This is a genomic window from Marinilabilia rubra, from assembly GCF_003121985.1.
GTDB classification, from domain to species: domain Bacteria; phylum Bacteroidota; class Bacteroidia; order Bacteroidales; family Marinilabiliaceae; genus Marinilabilia; species Marinilabilia rubra.
Map to the genome: position 1 here is coordinate 126,115 of NZ_QEWP01000011.1, position 16,059 is coordinate 142,173.

A 16,059-nucleotide genomic window follows, 5' to 3' on the forward strand; every position below is an offset into this window, starting at 1 on the left:
TTTTCAAAAAAACGTGATACACTGTATCACAAAAACGAGTTTTGTGTATCGCAAATGTATCACAAAAACCGTTTTTAGATGTTTTTTTAAGTAACAACAAAGAAAGGGGTAAAACAAACAAAAGCCGCATAAACATTGATGTTCATGCGGCTTTTAAGCTTTGTTTATTTTTAAAAAAATTCTTTAAGTCGGGATGAGAAGATTCGAACTTCCGACCCCTCGCCCCCCAGACGAGTACTCTAAACCGTGCTGAGCTACATCCCGATACTTATGGTGCCTTGTTTTTAAGACGGTGCAAAGATAACCAAAAAGGGGCTCTGTGCAACACCGAATTCTTAAAAAATGCTCATTTTTTAGTGTGAAAGGAATAACTGGTTTGATTTTAAAAATGTTACAACAGGCATTTTTTTATGTTTTTTAGGATAGCCGGAATTTAATGACCCCCATTATTTGATGAAAGAATATTGAGGCTAAGCACCCATGAAATTGAAAAGTCAAAAACAAGGGTGTTTTTTCATGGGAAGAAATTATTATTTATGTGGCACGTCTAGGTTTATTGGTTAATTTTGTGTTTGAAAGCATCGGGAAAAGCCACCTTTATTAGTGTCGTTTTTTTGCTTTTCAGAGATTTCGAAATTGAATTTTAGGAAAGGAAGTGATACTTGAGTAAATCTGAGTTTATACATAACAGCAAGGAGCGAAATGATGAATGGTCAGAGCAACAACTTCTGGATGGCATTTCTTCAGGGGAAGAATCGGCCTTTCGTCATTTGTTTGATGTTTATTATCAGTTGCTTGTTAGTTTTGCTTACCGGTATCTTAATGATCTGGATTCAGCTCGAAATGTAGTGCAAGATGTTATTGTTAGTCTTTACGATAAGCGGGAATCTATTAAAATTCATACTTCCCTGAAAGCACATCTTTATCAATCTGTCAGAAACAGAGCGCTTAACGTATTGAAACGTGAAAAAATGCAGCGGGATCATCATAACAGGATATTGGAGGAGGAAAAAGATCAATCCTATTACGAAGACAAGTTGGCTGTTAGTGAGTTGGAGGCGAGAATTGCGGACGTTGTGAAGGAACTCCCCGGGCAGTGTCGGCGCATTTTTTTGATGAGCAGGCAGGAAGGGCTTTCCAATTCTGATATTGCATCAGATTTAGATATTTCAAAGCGGACGGTGGAAACTCAAATCAGTAAAGCTTTGAAGAAAATCCGGGAAGACCTTTTGAAATATGGTTACCTGCCTGTGTTGTTATTCTTGTTTGATTTTCTATTTAGAAACATTTTAAAGTAAGTTGACGATACGTGTGCCCGATAGTTGGGTTGTCATATATTATGCATGGGAATCTTGGCTGTTTGTAATGCTGATTAATTCAATAATTTATCAGTTAGCATTGCATGGATCAAGTAGTTTTAATTAAAACATTACTGAAATGGAATTTTTATTGCAAATGTTTGCCGAGTTTTTGGGATCTCCTTCTGTGGAGAATGAAAGTGAAATTCTTCCTGAGCAAGAAGTCAAAGACGAGAAGGAAAGTACTGAGGCTGTTCTCATGCAAAATGAATCGATTGAAGAAGAGCCTGTCATTTTTGGATTAATGCAGTTTCATTAATTTGGAAATAACATCTAAAGAAAGATAGTGTAAACGAAACTTTGTCGATCGCTGTCAATTGCTAAAATTTATTTTTACATGGGTAGGTTAACATCCATAAATTCAGAAGAACTGATACGTTACTTTTCCGGAGAATGCAGCTCCGAAGAAAAAGAGCGGATTGATTTATGGCGTAAATCCTCAGCCACGAATGAGTCCTTTTTTGAGGATTTCAGGAAAATCTGGGATGCTAAATATCAATCCCTTCTTCCGGAAGATGTGTTGAAGGAGGACTGGTCCAGAATCAGGAAGCGTATACAATTTCAATCCCCGGTCAAGCGCCGGATTGGGATTTGGAATGCTATCTCCCGGGTTGCAGCTGTTTTTATTCTGCTCTTAACTGTGAGCGGAGCGTTGTATACTTATTGGAATGTGCCTGGTTTTGGTCGTTGGACTGCATTCCAAACAGGGGATTATGTAGATTCTCTTCAACTCCCGGATAATAGCATGGTTTTTCTGAATAATCATTCTTCGCTTAAGTATCTGAAGAGCTTTGGAGCAGGAAGAAGAGCAGTTTCTCTTGATGGAGAAGGATACTTTGATGTAACTAGGGATACAGATAATCCTTTTATGGTTAATACCCCTGAAGGTGTTGACGTTAAGGTCTTGGGAACATCTTTTCATTTGAAGTCAGGAAAGGGGATTGAAAATCTTGAGCTTAATGTAACTGAAGGGGTCGTTGGCTTAAGTTATAGGGAATTTTCTGATAAGGTAGAATCCGGAAACTCTGCTGTTATTAATGGTAGTGAACTTCAGGTTTTGCCAACTACCAATACCAATTTTTTGTCGTGGAAAACCAGAAAACTTGTTTTTTCTCAAAGTTCCCTCAAGTCTATAGTGGATGCACTGAAGGAATATTATACTTCAGTAGATAAGATTGATGGATCAACTCAAAGTGATATTTTAATTACCACTACTTTTAACAATCAGCCCATTTCTGATGTCCTTGATGAACTGGAATTTCATTTTGATAAAAAATTTACTCTAAAAGAAGGAGTTTTAATAATCTCTGACTAATTTCGAAGATTCATTACCAGATGGATTCATTCGAAATTGAGAAGGATTGCAAACGATATAAAACTTAAATGGATGGTCATTACCTTTTTGTTGGTAGTGGCCTCTTTTTCGTCAATGGCTCAAATTGCCGGTACGAAAATTTTCAAATTAGATTTATCGAGTGGTTCATCTATAGAGTTGATTGAGCATCTTCAGGACAAAAGTGGCTTTGTGATTAGTTACAGCTCACGTCTTTGCTTTAAAGACAATGTCACTTTGTCTACTGTTGAGAATACTCTCGTTGGTTTCCTGAATGAAATCTTTTCTGATTGCCCATTTAAGTTTATTGAGCGAGATAATCGTTTGATATTAAGACCTAAATCTCTTTCCGAAACTTCTTTTTCCATCATTGGCTATGTCAGTGATTCCAGAACGGGTGAAAGGTTGTTGGGAGCCAATATTTTTAATAGTGACCTGCAACAGGGCACCGCGACCAATAATTACGGGTTTTACAGTCTTACCTTAAAAGGGGGGGGCGTCCGGCTTCAGTCTTCATATGTCGGTTACCGGGGGCAAAACACTTCTTTTGTTTTAAAGTCTGACACCATTATTAATTTTCAACTAAATCCCAGTATTGAGTTACCTGAAGTATCAGTGGTAAGGGCCAAAATTCCTGATGCCATAGAAGGGACTAGTTTTGGTGCCACCAGGGTTTCTATGAATCAGGTTGTTGAAGCACCCGCATTGTTTGGTGAACCTGATCTTATGCGTGGAATTCAGATGTTGCCGGGAATTCAAAGCGGGTCTGAAGGCTTTACCGGTTTATTTGTAAGGGGAGGAGGGCCCGATCAAAACCTTGTTTTGCTTGACGATGTTCCCATCTATAATATTGGTCATCTTTTGGGTTTTTTCTCTGTTTTTAATCCCGATGCTGTCAACCAGGTTTCGGTAACGAAGGATGGGTTTCCTGCCCGTTATGGAGGGCGTTTGTCTTCTGTGGTAGATGTTAGGATGAAACAGGGGAGAAAGGACCGGATAGGCGGGAATATTTCTCTTGGCCTATTATCATCCGGGGTGTCTCTTGATGGCCCTGTTTTTAAGGATAAATCTACATTTGCTGTTTCATTCCGCCGTACTTATATTGATGCACTTGCATCCATTTACCAGCAAGGGGAGGACGAAAAAACCAATTATTATTTCTTTGATTTTAATGGAAAAATAAATTATCAGTTTTCGGAGAGAAGCAAATTGTTTTTCAGTTCGTATTGGGGGCGTGATAAATTTTATACCATTTATAACGTCCGGGATTTCAATATTAATGTAGGAAACGGAGATTTGGAAGAGACCGTTTCAATAAATGATGAAAGCAATGCCGGATGGGGTAATTTTACGGGAGCTCTCAGGTGGAATTATGTCTTTAATCCCCGGTTGTTCTCAAATTTTACAGCAACCTATTCTAATTATAGATTTTTTATTGGTTTAAAACGAAATGATGCCAATGACCAAAACCTGAACAGGTATGAACAGAGATATTTGAGTGGGATACAGGATTATACTCTCAAGGCTGACTTTGAATATTTTCAATCACCTCGTTTTACTGTTCGTTTTGGAGCTAATGGTGTGGTTCATCAGTTTAATCCTGGAATTGATGTGGTTAGAACTACCCCGGCTTTAGATCAAACAGAAGAGACCATCATTGAAGATGTCAGAGTTTCAGGGCAGGAGTATCGTATCTATGCTGAGGGTGAGTTTGAATTGGGAAAAACCTGGAAAGGAAATGCCGGTTTACATTCTGCTATTTTTATGGGAGAGGGTACTCCTTATTACTCCATCGAACCACGTCTTGCTTTGCGATATCGTCTTTTACCGCGGATTGAGTTGAAAACTACCTTGTCCGGAATGTCACAGTTTGTTCACTTGGTTGGAACCTCAGGATTCTCTTTGCCAACGGATTTGTGGCTGCCGGTTAGTGATAAAATTGAGCCTATGAGATCCGAACAGGCCACCATTGGTGTTAACTTTTATCTGGGTGATGGAAATGAATTGGTTTTATCTGTTGAGGGATATGCAAAATCCTTTAAGAATCTGCTATCATATAAAGAAAGTACCGGGTTTTTCGATTATAGCACAACATGGGAGGACAAGCTTACATCGGGTAAGGGAGAGTCGGTTGGTGGTGAATTATTGCTGAAGAAGAATCGGGGTAATTTTACAGGATGGCTGGGTTATACTTATGCTAAAACAACCAGTTTTTTCGATGATTTGAATGATGGAAAATCATTTCCTGCCCGATTCGATCGCAGGCATGATATCAGCGTTTTTCTTAACTATAAGATCAATAAAAGGATAACGGGCAGTATGAACTGGCTTTTTGGCTCCGGTAATCCTGTTACATTGCCCGAAGAGAAATACTATGCCCCCCGGTTGCCATTTGAAGAGGTGCCTGAATATGGTTTCTCTGAAAGTGTTAATTCAATAAACAATTATCGGATGCCGTCGTTTCACAGGTTGGATTTAGGGATTAATTTTACAAAAGAAAGAGAGAGGGGTGAACGGACCTGGAGTTTAGGTGTTATTAATGCGTATGGAAGGCAGAATCCTTTTTTGCTTTACTTTAGTGAAAGTGAAAACTCTCCTCAGGGAAACTCTATGAGGCAGTTGAAGCAATTGAGTTTATTTCCTTTTCCTATTCCGTATGTCAAATACTCATTTAAGTTTTAAAAAGAAGTCATGAAAGGAGTAAGGGGCTTTTCTCAAAATAACAGTAATCGGCACTTTAATGAAAAAATGTGCCTGAGTTTATGCCCATTGGGAAAGATCGATGGTTATATTCGAACCTGTTTCAAAATTATTCTTGTTTTTTTTCTTCTTGGTATTGCCGCAATAAACAATGGATGTGAGAAGGATTTGGAATGGGAAGAGTCCAGTCAGGGAGGTCAGTTGGTTTTGTTTTCTTTTTTATCACCCGATTCTGTTTTTAGTGTTCATTTAAGTAAAAGCGTTAGTCATTCTTCTGTTGATGATTTTGAAAGGGTTTATGAGGGTAATATTACTGTATATAAAAACGGGGTCATTGCTGATGACTTTATCTTTCCGTTCGATAAATCGTGGACTTTTCGCGATGATATTTCATTGAAAACGGGGGATACAGTGAGAGTTGAAGCCGCCGACGGGGATGGTGAGAGGGTTTTTGCAGAAACAGTAATTCCGGATGCCGTGGGGATAGAAGTGGTTGATACTGCTGTTGTTCAGCAGGCGACCCGCGACAACGGCACTGAAACTGTATTACAATGCTTATTGAACATTGATGATCCAGAAGGCGAGGATAATTATTATCAACTTATAGTTTTTGAGCAGATTTGCAGAAATGGGCTTTCTTCTGCTTGTGAGGAAACCAAAATAGATTATGCGAAAGAAGATCCTGTGTTTTATGTCAGGAATCTTGAAGGAAGTCTGATTGGTGGGCTTGATTTTGGAGGCTGCTTTTCAGATCATATATTTGAAGGTACAAACTATGAGTTGACACTTAATCTGCCGGTTCAGTATGCATCAGCGCCAAGTGATCCTGGTGCAGACAGAAAATTATTATTCATACTTTTGTCTCATAAAAGGGAGTATTACGATTATTACAGAAGCAGGGTTGTGGCAGAATATGGATATGATCTGCCAATTATTGATCCCATAAGAATTTACAACAACGTAAATAATGGAATTGGATTAGTGGCAGGATACAGCGCGGCCGCTGATTCTTTGATATTTGAAAATGGGAATACACCATAATCATTTGCTGAAATATTGGCAGTGTTTTTTTGACGGTGTGTCATTTTTTTGCCCATTTGGTGGGTGGCAAACAGATTTTTAAAACCTGGTATTCTTTTTGAAGTATGAATATATGTCAATATAAGAGGAAAAGTTAAAACTATTAATAGATAAAAATTATGGCATTATTTGGAAAGTTAGATAACCTGGATGCTGGTCAACCCGAAGATCAGGGAAAAGGTAAAGAAATAACGGATGTTGAAAAAACCAAAGTACTGATTATTGGCTCCGGGCCTGCTGGTTATACAGCTGCAATTTATGCTGCCAGGGCAAACCTCAAACCAATGATGTATGAAGGACTTCAGCCTGGAGGGCAGCTAACCACTACAACAGAGGTTGAAAACTTCCCGGGTTACCCAAGTGGTATCACCGGTCCTGAAATGATGGAAGACTTGAAGAAACAGGCTGGAAGGTTCGGAACTGATATTCGTTTTGGACTTGCCACCGATGCTGATCTTTCGGAAAGACCATTTAAGGTGACCATCGATGATAATAAAGTCATCGAAACTGAATCTTTGATAATTGCCACCGGAGCTACAGCCAAATATCTTGGTATTGAGGATGAAGATAAGTATGCGGGATCCGGAGTTTCTGCATGTGCCACTTGCGATGGATTTTTCTATCGTGGTAAAGATGTGGCCGTTGTTGGTGGTGGAGATACCGCTGCTGAAGAGGCTATTTATCTTGCCGGATTAGCCAATAAGGTATACATGATTGTCCGCCGGGATGTTTTAAGGGCCTCCAAAGTGATGCAGGAGAGAGTTTTTAAAACACCCAATATAGAAGTATTATGGGAACATCAGACCAAAGGTCTTTATGGTGATGGTGTTGTCGAAGGGGCTATTCTTACGAAGAAAAAAGGTACACCCCAGGAGGAAGAAGTGATGTTGAAGATTGATGGTTTCTTTTTAGCAATCGGGCATAAGCCGAATTCAGATATTTTCAAGGATTATCTGGAAACTGATCAGGTGGGATATATTAAAACCATTCCGGGTACCACTAAAACTAATGTTCCTGGCGTTTACGCCTGTGGTGATGTGCAGGATTCTGTTTATCGACAGGCAGTAACAGCTGCGGGCACTGGTTGTATGGCAGCTATGGATGCCGAACGTTGGCTGGCAGAAAATCCACAATAAAATTATTATCTGATTACTCTTAAGACCGTGCAAGTTCATCTGTACGGTCTTTTTTTTGTGGTTTAAAGAATGCTGGTAAACGCTAATTCAAAAGTCCGTTTTTCACTAAGATGGGGTCTGCTAAAAAAGTCAAAAGAGCATAATTTACAAGCCGACCCAATCGAAGGAGTATTAAAATACTTCAAGATTGGAGCGGTGAAGTAAATTTTGTTCTTTTGATTAGCCGCTTACTTCTATACAAGTTCAAAGGAATTCCAGTATGCAGTGAAATAACCTTGCACCATTAATATTTTGATGTGTTTGCGTTTCTAATAGTTAACGAAATATGCGTTTTTTAGCGCGCCCTAAGATGACGGTAAATATAATCCCTCCTTTAAAATAAAATCAAAAATTCCATAGGGGAGGAGAAATCTAAGATTTTTATGGTTATTGAGACCGTTTCTTATCAAAGTTGATGATATGTCAAGCAATGGTGCTTCTACGACTTTTACGAACTTCGATAACCCGGTATTGGCTTCGTTTACTTCATATCCAGGCCTTGGGTAAACAACAATGGGATAGTTGTTTAAAATCTCTTCTGATTTATGCCATCTTGGGAAAGTCAATATATTATCACTTCCTGTTATTAATGAAAACTGATGATCGGGATGAAGTTCTGAAAGCCTTTTTAGGGTATTGATGGTGTAGGAAGGAACCGGCATATCAAATTCCAGGTCACAAACTTTAAATTTGGGCTCTATCCCGGTCGCCAGTTTAACCATCTCAAGCCGCTGGTCAGCCGGGGCGAGCTCAGAATGCTCTTTAAAAGGGTTTTGAGGACTGACCATAAACCAAACTTCATCGAAGGGGGCGTACTCCATAAGGTAATTAGCCAAAGCAAGGTGCCCTATATGTATGGGATTGAATGACCCGAAGAGAAGTCCTGTTTTTTTCATGATTAGTTTTTAGCTTTGGATGAACTCTTTAACAATGGCTTCAGACTCACGGGTTGCTTTTTCAAGATTATCGTTGACTACTATTTTGTCAAAAAACTGGGCATAGCCCAATTCTTTTTCGGCTTTGGCCAGTCTTTTTTGTATAGTTGATTCAGAGTCGGTGTTTCTTGTCTTTAAGCGTTCTTCCAAAATATCCAGAGAGGGGGCTTTAATGAAGATGGCCAGGGCAGATTCCCCAAATTGTTTCTTGATATTGGTGCCTCCTACCACGTCCACATCAAATATGGCAATTTTACCCTCAGCCGAGATGCGGTCGACTTCGCTGTGTAAGGTGCCGTAGTAGGTTTCTTCATACACCTCTTCCCACTCCAGAAATTCTCCTTTATTGATTTTCTGACGAAATGTTTGAGAATCCAGAAAATAATAGTCAGTCCCATTCTTTTCTTTACCTCTGGGGGCCCTGCTGGTTGCTGAAATTGAAAATGACAATTCAGGGATTTGATTCATCAGGTGCTTGACAATTGTGGTTTTACCAGAACCCGAAGGGGCCGAGAAGATGATTATTTTGTTGGTCATAACTACAAAATGTTGAGGATTTGTTCTTTTATTTTTTCCAGATCATCTTTCATTTTGACCACTAACCGCTGTATGTTGGCATCGTTGGCTTTTGAGCCCAGTGTGTTGATCTCACGACCTATTTCCTGTGAAATAAACCCGAGCTTCTTGCCAACTGGTCCCTCTTCATTTAATGTCTCTACAAAATATTGCAGATGGTTGCTTAATCTTACTTTTTCTTCTGAGATGTCCAGTTTCTCAATGTAATAAATTAATTCCTGCTCAAAGCGGTTTTCATCTATATTGCCATTCGTACCCAGTTCAGCCAGACTGTCTTTTATTCGTGAGCGGATTTTTTCTGTCCGCTGTTCTTCAAATGGTTCAACCTGACTTAAAAGAGCTGCAATACTTTCATTTCTTTCTGTAACATCCTTTTGCATCGAAACGCCTTCTTGAACTCTGAAGTTGTTGAGCTGGTCCAGTGCTTCAATGAGGCTTTTGTGAACAGCTTTCCATTCAGTGTCGTCCAGCTCTGCCTGGGGTGACTTCAGTGTGTCGGGTAATGGCATTATAATACGGAGAAAATCAGTGTTGTCTGCAAGGCCCAGTTTGTCTGCCAGATTTTTGAGTTGCTGGTGGTAGGTTGATATTACCTCTTCATTAACCTGAGATATTTTGTCCGGCATCATTGATTCCACATAGAACGTGACATCAATTTTTCCACGTTGCAATCTTTGACTGATTTCGTTGCGTATGGCAAGATCTTTTTCCCTGTATAAGCCGGGAATGCGTGTGTTGATATCTAGTTGTTTGCTGTTGAGAGACTTTAGTTCAATTGTTATTCGCTTGGTTGAAAGTTCGCAAACTGACTTTCCAAAACCTGTCATCGATTTTATCATTGATATTTTGTTTTAATATGACTGCAAATTTAGCCAATATATTGGAACATAATAAAGAAGTGTAGCTTGTTTCAGAGGATATACTTTTTTTCTGGATGGTTTAAAAGGTTTCTCTTTAGCAAAATCAGAAATATTTTTCAAAAAAAATAACTTTTTAGAACGTTGAAATACAGTCTGATAGGTTGTGGGGTTTGGACTTTTGGCAAAAAATGTTTAAGAAAAAATACAAAAAACTAAACAAAAAGATTTTGTTCATGTTTATATTGTGAGAATTAAACAAAACCAATTTTAATTAAAAATCAAAGGTCATGAAAAAGGTGAGTTTTAAGCTAATGATGATTTTGCTAATGGGAGTATTTGTTATGGCTTCCTGTAGCGACGACGAGAATGATGATGACGATGTAATGGTAGAAGAGAGTAATACCATTGTGGATGTGGCAGCCGGAAATCCGGATTTTTCAATCCTGGTTGAAGCATTGCAGTCAACCGGTCTGGATGATGCATTGGCAAACGAAGGTGCTTCGTTTACTGTTTTTGCACCAACCAATGATGCTTTTGCAAGTTTGTTGAATGAACTGGGAGTGTCAAGCCTGGAAGATATTCCTTCCGAAACTTTAACAAGTGTACTACTCTATCACGTGCTTTCGGGTGAAGCAACTGCTTCACAGGTTGAGTCCGGATACTACAGTACATTGAGTGATGGTCCTCAGGAAGGATACACTTTATCCATGTATATCAACATGGAAGATGTGATGATTAACAACCGTGCCGGTATTATTGATACTGATATTTTGGCGGACAATGGCGTTATCCATGTTATCGATCAGGTTATTTTACCTATGTCAATTACTGGTCATGCTGTTGCCAATGAGGGGTTTTCATCACTTGCGGCTGCAGTAACTAAAGCCAATTTGGCCGATGCATTGGATAGTGATGAAGTTACCTACACTGTCTTTGCTCCGGTAAATTCGGCTTTCGAAGCTCTGCTTACCAATTTGGGCGTAACTCTGGATGATTTAACCGCAGATGATTTGACTCCGATTCTACTCTATCATGTAGTTGATGGTTTTGTTCCGGCAGCAGATGTTGCTTCAGGGTACGTTCCAACTTTGAGTTCCGCTCAGGGTAGACAGGCAAGTTTACAGGTAACAGTTGGCGATGGTGTAGCTTTGAATAGTTCCAGTAACGTTGTTGTAACTGACGTTGTTGCTACCAATGGTATCATACATGCTATTGATGAGGTTGTAACTCCTCCGTCAGTTGTGGATATCGCACTTGATAACAGTGACTTTTCAACACTCGTGGATGCTTTGGTGCGAGCAGATTTGGTTGATGCATTAAGTGGAGAAGGACCGTTTACTGTTTTTGCACCTACCAATGCAGCTTTCGATGATTTGTTTTCAGCTTTGGAGGTAACTGGCGTGGATGATATTGATGTTGCCACACTGACAAATGTGCTCCTTTCACATGTGGTTAGCGGAAATGTAGCGTCAACCGATTTATCCAACGGATCAGTTCCTACCCTTTATTCCGAAAAATCAATTGAGATTAATGTCGATAATGGCGTAGTGATTGACGGGCAAATAAATGTTGTACTTGCTGATGTTCAGGGAACAAACGGTATAGTGCATGTTATTGATCAGGTAATAGTGCCCTGATTTTGATGTCACTTTTAATGCCCGGAACCTCTCTGTGGACCTTTGATTCTCCACGAGGGGTTCCTTTTTTATTTTGATTTTGTTCTTTATTTTTGTCGCGACAATGAACAAATTCATTTGTTCGTCGTTTCTTTTTCGAAATTAGTACTATTATGGCAGTCTATTCCATTAAGGATCTGGAAAAAATTTCCGGAATTAAAGCACATACAATCCGCATCTGGGAGCGGAGGTATGCATTGGTTCAGCCAAAGCGAACCTCTACTAATATCCGTTATTATTCAGATGACGATTTAAAGAAGTTGTTGAATATTTCCATCCTTAATCAAAATGGATTTAAGATTTCCAAGATTGCTCATTTTGATGAGCAACAACTTCGCGACCGTGTATTGGACTTGTGTCTTGATGCACGTAATAACAGTGTGCAGATCGAAAGTATGATGGTGGCCCTCTTAGAACTCGATGAGCGTAAGTTCTTAAATGTTCTCTCGGGTGCCATTATTAAATATGGTTTTGAAGATACTGTGGAGTTTGTCCTGTTTCCTTTTTTAGATCGTATTGGAACTTTGTGGCAGGCCGGTACAATTAATCCGGCTCAGGAGCATTTTATTTCTAATTTAATCAGACAAAAGCTCATTGTTGCCATTGATAACGAAATGCAAAACCTGACAGCCAACGGTCCGCGCATGATTTTCTTCCTACCTGAGGGGGAAATGCATGAAATTGGACTACTCTTTTTCAATTTTTTGGCCCGAAAAGAGGGGCTTGATGTTGTTTATCTGGGAATGTCTGTACCACTGGGTGACTTGAAGCAAGTGAACCAGGTAAGGCCTGCGGATGCCTTTTTTACCAGTTTTGTAACTTCGCGTGAAAAGAATGAACTTGAAAGCCTGTTGCAAGAGTTAAGGAATTATTTCCCGGATATTCCATTTTTTGTTAATGGCCTTCAGTTTAAAGATTTAAATCCGAAGCTCCCCGGGGATTTTACAGTTGTTTCTTCTATAAAGAGTTTCAAAGAGGCCATCAGACTTTTGAAATTTAGTGACTGAAAACAATCAGATTTTTTTGTTTTTTATGATTCCTTTGTTCTTCCATTTTCCTGAAAGATAGTATGATAAGGTTCCAGTTAATCCTATTGTCCATCCGGACGGAATCGCCCACCATATTCCGGAGGGGCCCATTTCCCCTGATAGTATTGCAGCAAGTGGTATGCGCACTATCCACAAGGAGATAAGTGTGATAAACATTGGAATAAGTGTGTCGCCCGCTCCTCTTAGCGTACCATGCATAATAAACATGGTAGCAAATACCGGGTAGAATGAACTTATTATTATCAGGTAATTCTTGCCGTGCTCAACAACCTCAGCACTATTTGAAAATAACTTCATGAGCGCTTCTCCCTGAAATATAACTATGGCCATAACAAAGAAGCTTATTGCCCATGACATAATCAGTGTCGATCGCAGTCCTTTTTTTATTCGGCCTATCTCTCCGGCACCCAGGTTTTGTCCTACAAATGCTGCCAGGGCTGATGCCAGGTTCATTGCCGGCATTGCGGCCAGAGCGTCAATCCGGCTGGCTGCTGTGTAGGCTGCTAGTACCGGTGTTTCGAAATTATTGATGATCCGAATAAGGGCCATCATACCCAGCGCAACAAAGGCCTGTTGGAACCCTGTTGGCAGCCCTATTCTTGCACTTTTTTTGAAAATTTCCAGGTCAAAGACCATTGACTTCCAACTGAAATGTATCAGGTGGTCACGTCGGTTTAAAAAGACTATGGCAGTGACAAAAGCACCCCCCTGTGCTACTATCGTTGCAATTGCAGCGCCTTCTATCCCCCAGCCAAATACAATAATAAAAAGAAGATCCAGGCCGATGTTTGCTAAAGTAGATATCGTGAAAAACAGAAGGGGGGTACGACTGTCTCCCAATCCCCGTAAAATAGATGCAGTACTGTTAAAACCGAAAAATACCACGAGGCCTGAGAGGTAGATCGTGAAATAACTGATGGCTTCCGGCATAACATCTTCACCTACTTTTAGCATGGTGAATATTTCACGGCTAAAAGTAATTCCCGTGATTGACAGCACTATTGAAGCCAGAAAAATGAATATGTAGATGGTGCCTATTGCCTTTTTTACTTCCACATAGTTTTTTGCACCAAAATACTGGCTGATGACAACAGTCGCTCCACTGCCTATTCCAATAACAAAAGCAATCAGGGTGTAAAAAATAGGGAAAGAAGCACCTACTGCAGCAAGGGCTTGATCTCCAAGGATTTTTCCCACGATGATTGAATCAACCACATTGTACAACTGCTGAAAAATGTTGCCAATTACCATCGGTATTGCGAAACGAAGTATGAGACGTCCTTCAGGTCCGTTGGTTAAATCTCTCATTGGGGAACTTGTTTTGCGGAAAATGCAAAGCTAGGTAAAATATATTTGGTGGAATGCGAGTTTTATTAAAAAGAAAAAAAAGCACGGTTTTTGATTATAAATCCGTGCCGGTTTTTTTAATTCACTTAATTTTGTTGCCTGAATTTTATAAAAATGGTAAAAAAATTTTTTCTTCTTCATTTGTTTTTGATCGTTTATTGTTTTTCAGCCGCTCAGGTTATTTCTGTGGATTCGGTTGAAGTATCTATCATTATCCCGGATCATCATAAAAAAGAAATTCTATCAATAGAAGATTCTGTTAAAAGTGAAGTGAGTGCAAGATTTGCCGATTATTTGTTGAAAGTAGATTCATTATTTCCCGACAGTAATATTGTATCCTTTGACAGAGTAAAGCTTTTACTGCCAAATTTTTACAATCAGTTGGTTCGATCCGGGATGCTGGATCACCGTATTCAAAGTTTTCTTTTGTTTGATCCTTCTTTAAAACCGGATTTTAATCCGTACAGCTTGTCTACAAAATGGCCACAGCCTCCAGAATATAAACCATTTTCACTTTCCCTGAAATACAAAAGCCGGGACTATGATCCGGTGGTTGATTTTCCCTCCGAATATGCCTCTACTCCTTTGAATAAATACCGGAGTTTTTTGCAACATCCTTCCGGGGTTGATACCCTGTATAACCATTTGGAGCAGTCACCTGTAAAGAAAGCAATGTCTCAACTTGTAATCGAAAAACCTTATCAGACTGATGAAGTGTGGGACAGTATTCCGGAACCACCAAAGATATCTTATGGTGATGGGTATATAGAGAAAAAAAATGCTGATGATGTAATTAGTAAACTTATAAAATGGGAAAGCCCTGAAACTAAAAAGCAGCTGGATAAAAAAGAAGAGATTAAAAGGAAATGGACATACGGTGGCACTGAAAATATTCAGTTGTCACAGGCTTATGCTGATAATTGGGTTAAAGGTGGAGAGAATTCGGTTTCCTTATTGAGTGACTTGCGCATAAATGCCCGATATAAGAAGAATGATGTGGAATGGGAAAGCTATGCTATTCATAAGCTCGGGATTTTGCAAACTGAGGAAAAAAAAGGCAGGATTAATGACGATTTGATAGAATTAAATACTAAATATGGATTGAAAGCCGGTAAAAAGTGGTTCTATAGTGGTTTGTTTAATTTTAAGACCCAGTTTTTCGATGGGTATAAAAAGAACGATGTGGACAAAGAAAATCCTATTTCCGGCTTTTTAGCTCCCGGATATGTGACAATGGCCCTTGGTATGGACTACAAAGAGAAGAATTTCACTCTGATGCTATTGCCTTTTACCAATAAATTAACCATCGTTGCTGATACTGTAAAGTTTGATCAGACTCGTTACGATGTTGATAAGGACAAGAAAACAGACAACATGGGGGGAGCATCTTTGGTCAATAAACTTAAATGGTCAATGTCCAAGGACTTTAATCTTGTCTCTAATCTCGATTTTTTCTATGAATACATGGGAACCGATAACCAAATACAAGCTGAATGGGAGTTAATATTGGATATGAAAATTAATATCTTCTTGAGCACACGTATTAGTACTTATTTGAGATATTATAAAAACGAATCGGACAAGCTTCAGTTTAGGGAGATTATGAGTATTTCCTTTAGCTATAAATTTTAGCAGTAATCTAACCTGCTTTATTCACAAATAATTTATTCCGATGCCCAAATATCTGCGAAATACAACCGTCCTCAAAAAAATGGATTTGAAAATAATTTATTATTTCCTGCATTCATTTTATTTGCGGTTGATTGTATTTCTTGATATTTGAACCTCTCATTACAATAATTCATGAATAAAGAAGGCTAAAAGAATAATATCCCTTTAAGAGGAAATGGGGCGAAAGAAAATGGTTGATTTTAATTGTGAATTGTGAGTCTTTTTCTTGTGTTTTAAACAATCCGAAAGTAGTGGTATTGTTTTTTCTTATGAATTGATTTACAGGAGATGTGGGTGGG

At 39.1% G+C, this 16,059-nt stretch carries 13 protein-coding genes and 1 tRNA gene; 9 read left to right on the top strand and 5 right to left on the bottom strand.

The window, feature by feature from the left end; all coding sequences use genetic code 11:
* Positions 1-188: 188 nt before the first annotated feature.
* Positions 189-264, bottom strand: a tRNA-Pro gene (locus tag DDZ16_RS13835).
* A 398-nt stretch (positions 265-662) separates the two neighbouring features.
* Between DDZ16_RS13835 and DDZ16_RS13840 the strand changes: the two genes are divergently transcribed.
* The 6 genes from DDZ16_RS13840 to trxB all read left to right on the top strand — a co-directional run bounded on the left by DDZ16_RS13840 (position 663) and on the right by trxB (position 7,607).
* A complete protein-coding gene (locus DDZ16_RS13840; protein ID WP_232526685.1) occupies positions 663-1,298 on the top strand; it encodes an RNA polymerase sigma-70 factor in 636 nt (211 codons plus the stop codon).
* Positions 1,299-1,437: 139 nt separating this feature from the next.
* Positions 1,438-1,617: a hypothetical protein gene (locus DDZ16_RS13845; protein WP_109265081.1), complete on the top strand. Its 180-nt coding sequence runs from the start codon at positions 1,438-1,440 to the stop codon at positions 1,615-1,617.
* A 78-nt stretch (positions 1,618-1,695) separates the two neighbouring features.
* Positions 1,696-2,673 (top strand): FecR family protein, encoded by a 978-nt coding sequence (locus DDZ16_RS13850; RefSeq protein WP_109265082.1) that lies wholly within the window; start codon positions 1,696-1,698, stop codon positions 2,671-2,673.
* A gap of 72 nt (positions 2,674-2,745) precedes the next feature.
* The gene (locus DDZ16_RS13855; protein ID WP_109265083.1) at positions 2,746-5,373 is read left to right on the top strand and encodes a TonB-dependent receptor; all 2,628 of its coding nucleotides are present in this window, start codon (positions 2,746-2,748) and stop codon (positions 5,371-5,373) included.
* Between the two features lie 9 nt (positions 5,374-5,382).
* On the top strand, positions 5,383-6,432 hold the full coding sequence (locus DDZ16_RS13860; RefSeq protein ID WP_232526687.1) for a DUF4249 domain-containing protein: 1,050 nt from the start codon (positions 5,383-5,385) through the stop codon (positions 6,430-6,432).
* A 158-nt stretch (positions 6,433-6,590) separates the two neighbouring features.
* Positions 6,591-7,607, top strand: coding sequence for a thioredoxin-disulfide reductase (trxB, locus tag DDZ16_RS13865; protein WP_109265084.1), 1,017 nt, complete (start codon positions 6,591-6,593; stop codon positions 7,605-7,607).
* 344 nt (positions 7,608-7,951) lie between these two features.
* Here trxB and nadD read toward each other — a convergent pair whose 3' ends face one another.
* From nadD to DDZ16_RS13880, 3 genes are read right to left on the bottom strand one after another with little or no spacing between them, the layout of a single operon-like run.
* Complete coding sequence (gene nadD, locus DDZ16_RS13870; RefSeq protein WP_109265085.1) at positions 7,952-8,542, bottom strand: nicotinate (nicotinamide) nucleotide adenylyltransferase; 591 nt, start codon at positions 8,540-8,542, stop codon at positions 7,952-7,954.
* Positions 8,543-8,551: 9 nt separating this feature from the next.
* The gene (gene gmk, locus DDZ16_RS13875; RefSeq protein ID WP_109265086.1) at positions 8,552-9,118 is read right to left on the bottom strand and encodes a guanylate kinase; all 567 of its coding nucleotides are present in this window, start codon (positions 9,116-9,118) and stop codon (positions 8,552-8,554) included.
* A gap of 2 nt (positions 9,119-9,120) precedes the next feature.
* Complete coding sequence (locus tag DDZ16_RS13880) at positions 9,121-9,996, bottom strand: YicC/YloC family endoribonuclease (RefSeq protein WP_109265087.1); 876 nt, start codon at positions 9,994-9,996, stop codon at positions 9,121-9,123.
* Positions 9,997-10,304: 308 nt separating this feature from the next.
* Between DDZ16_RS13880 and DDZ16_RS13885 the strand changes: the two genes are divergently transcribed.
* On the top strand, positions 10,305-11,654 hold the full coding sequence (locus DDZ16_RS13885; protein WP_109265088.1) for a fasciclin domain-containing protein: 1,350 nt from the start codon (positions 10,305-10,307) through the stop codon (positions 11,652-11,654).
* Positions 11,655-11,806: 152 nt separating this feature from the next.
* Positions 11,807-12,700: a MerR family transcriptional regulator gene (locus tag DDZ16_RS13890; RefSeq protein WP_109265089.1), complete on the top strand. Its 894-nt coding sequence runs from the start codon at positions 11,807-11,809 to the stop codon at positions 12,698-12,700.
* 6 nt (positions 12,701-12,706) lie between these two features.
* On the opposite strand, the gene DDZ16_RS13895 is transcribed toward DDZ16_RS13890, so the two are convergent.
* Positions 12,707-14,050, bottom strand: coding sequence for an MATE family efflux transporter (locus tag DDZ16_RS13895; protein WP_109265090.1), 1,344 nt, complete (start codon positions 14,048-14,050; stop codon positions 12,707-12,709).
* A 153-nt stretch (positions 14,051-14,203) separates the two neighbouring features.
* On the opposite strand from DDZ16_RS13895, the gene DDZ16_RS21175 reads away from it, so the two are divergent.
* Positions 14,204-15,721 carry a DUF3078 domain-containing protein gene (locus DDZ16_RS21175; protein WP_109265091.1) on the top strand — a complete coding sequence of 506 codons (1,518 nt, stop codon included), beginning with the start codon at positions 14,204-14,206 and terminating at the stop codon, positions 15,719-15,721.
* Positions 15,722-16,059 lie beyond the last annotated feature (338 nt).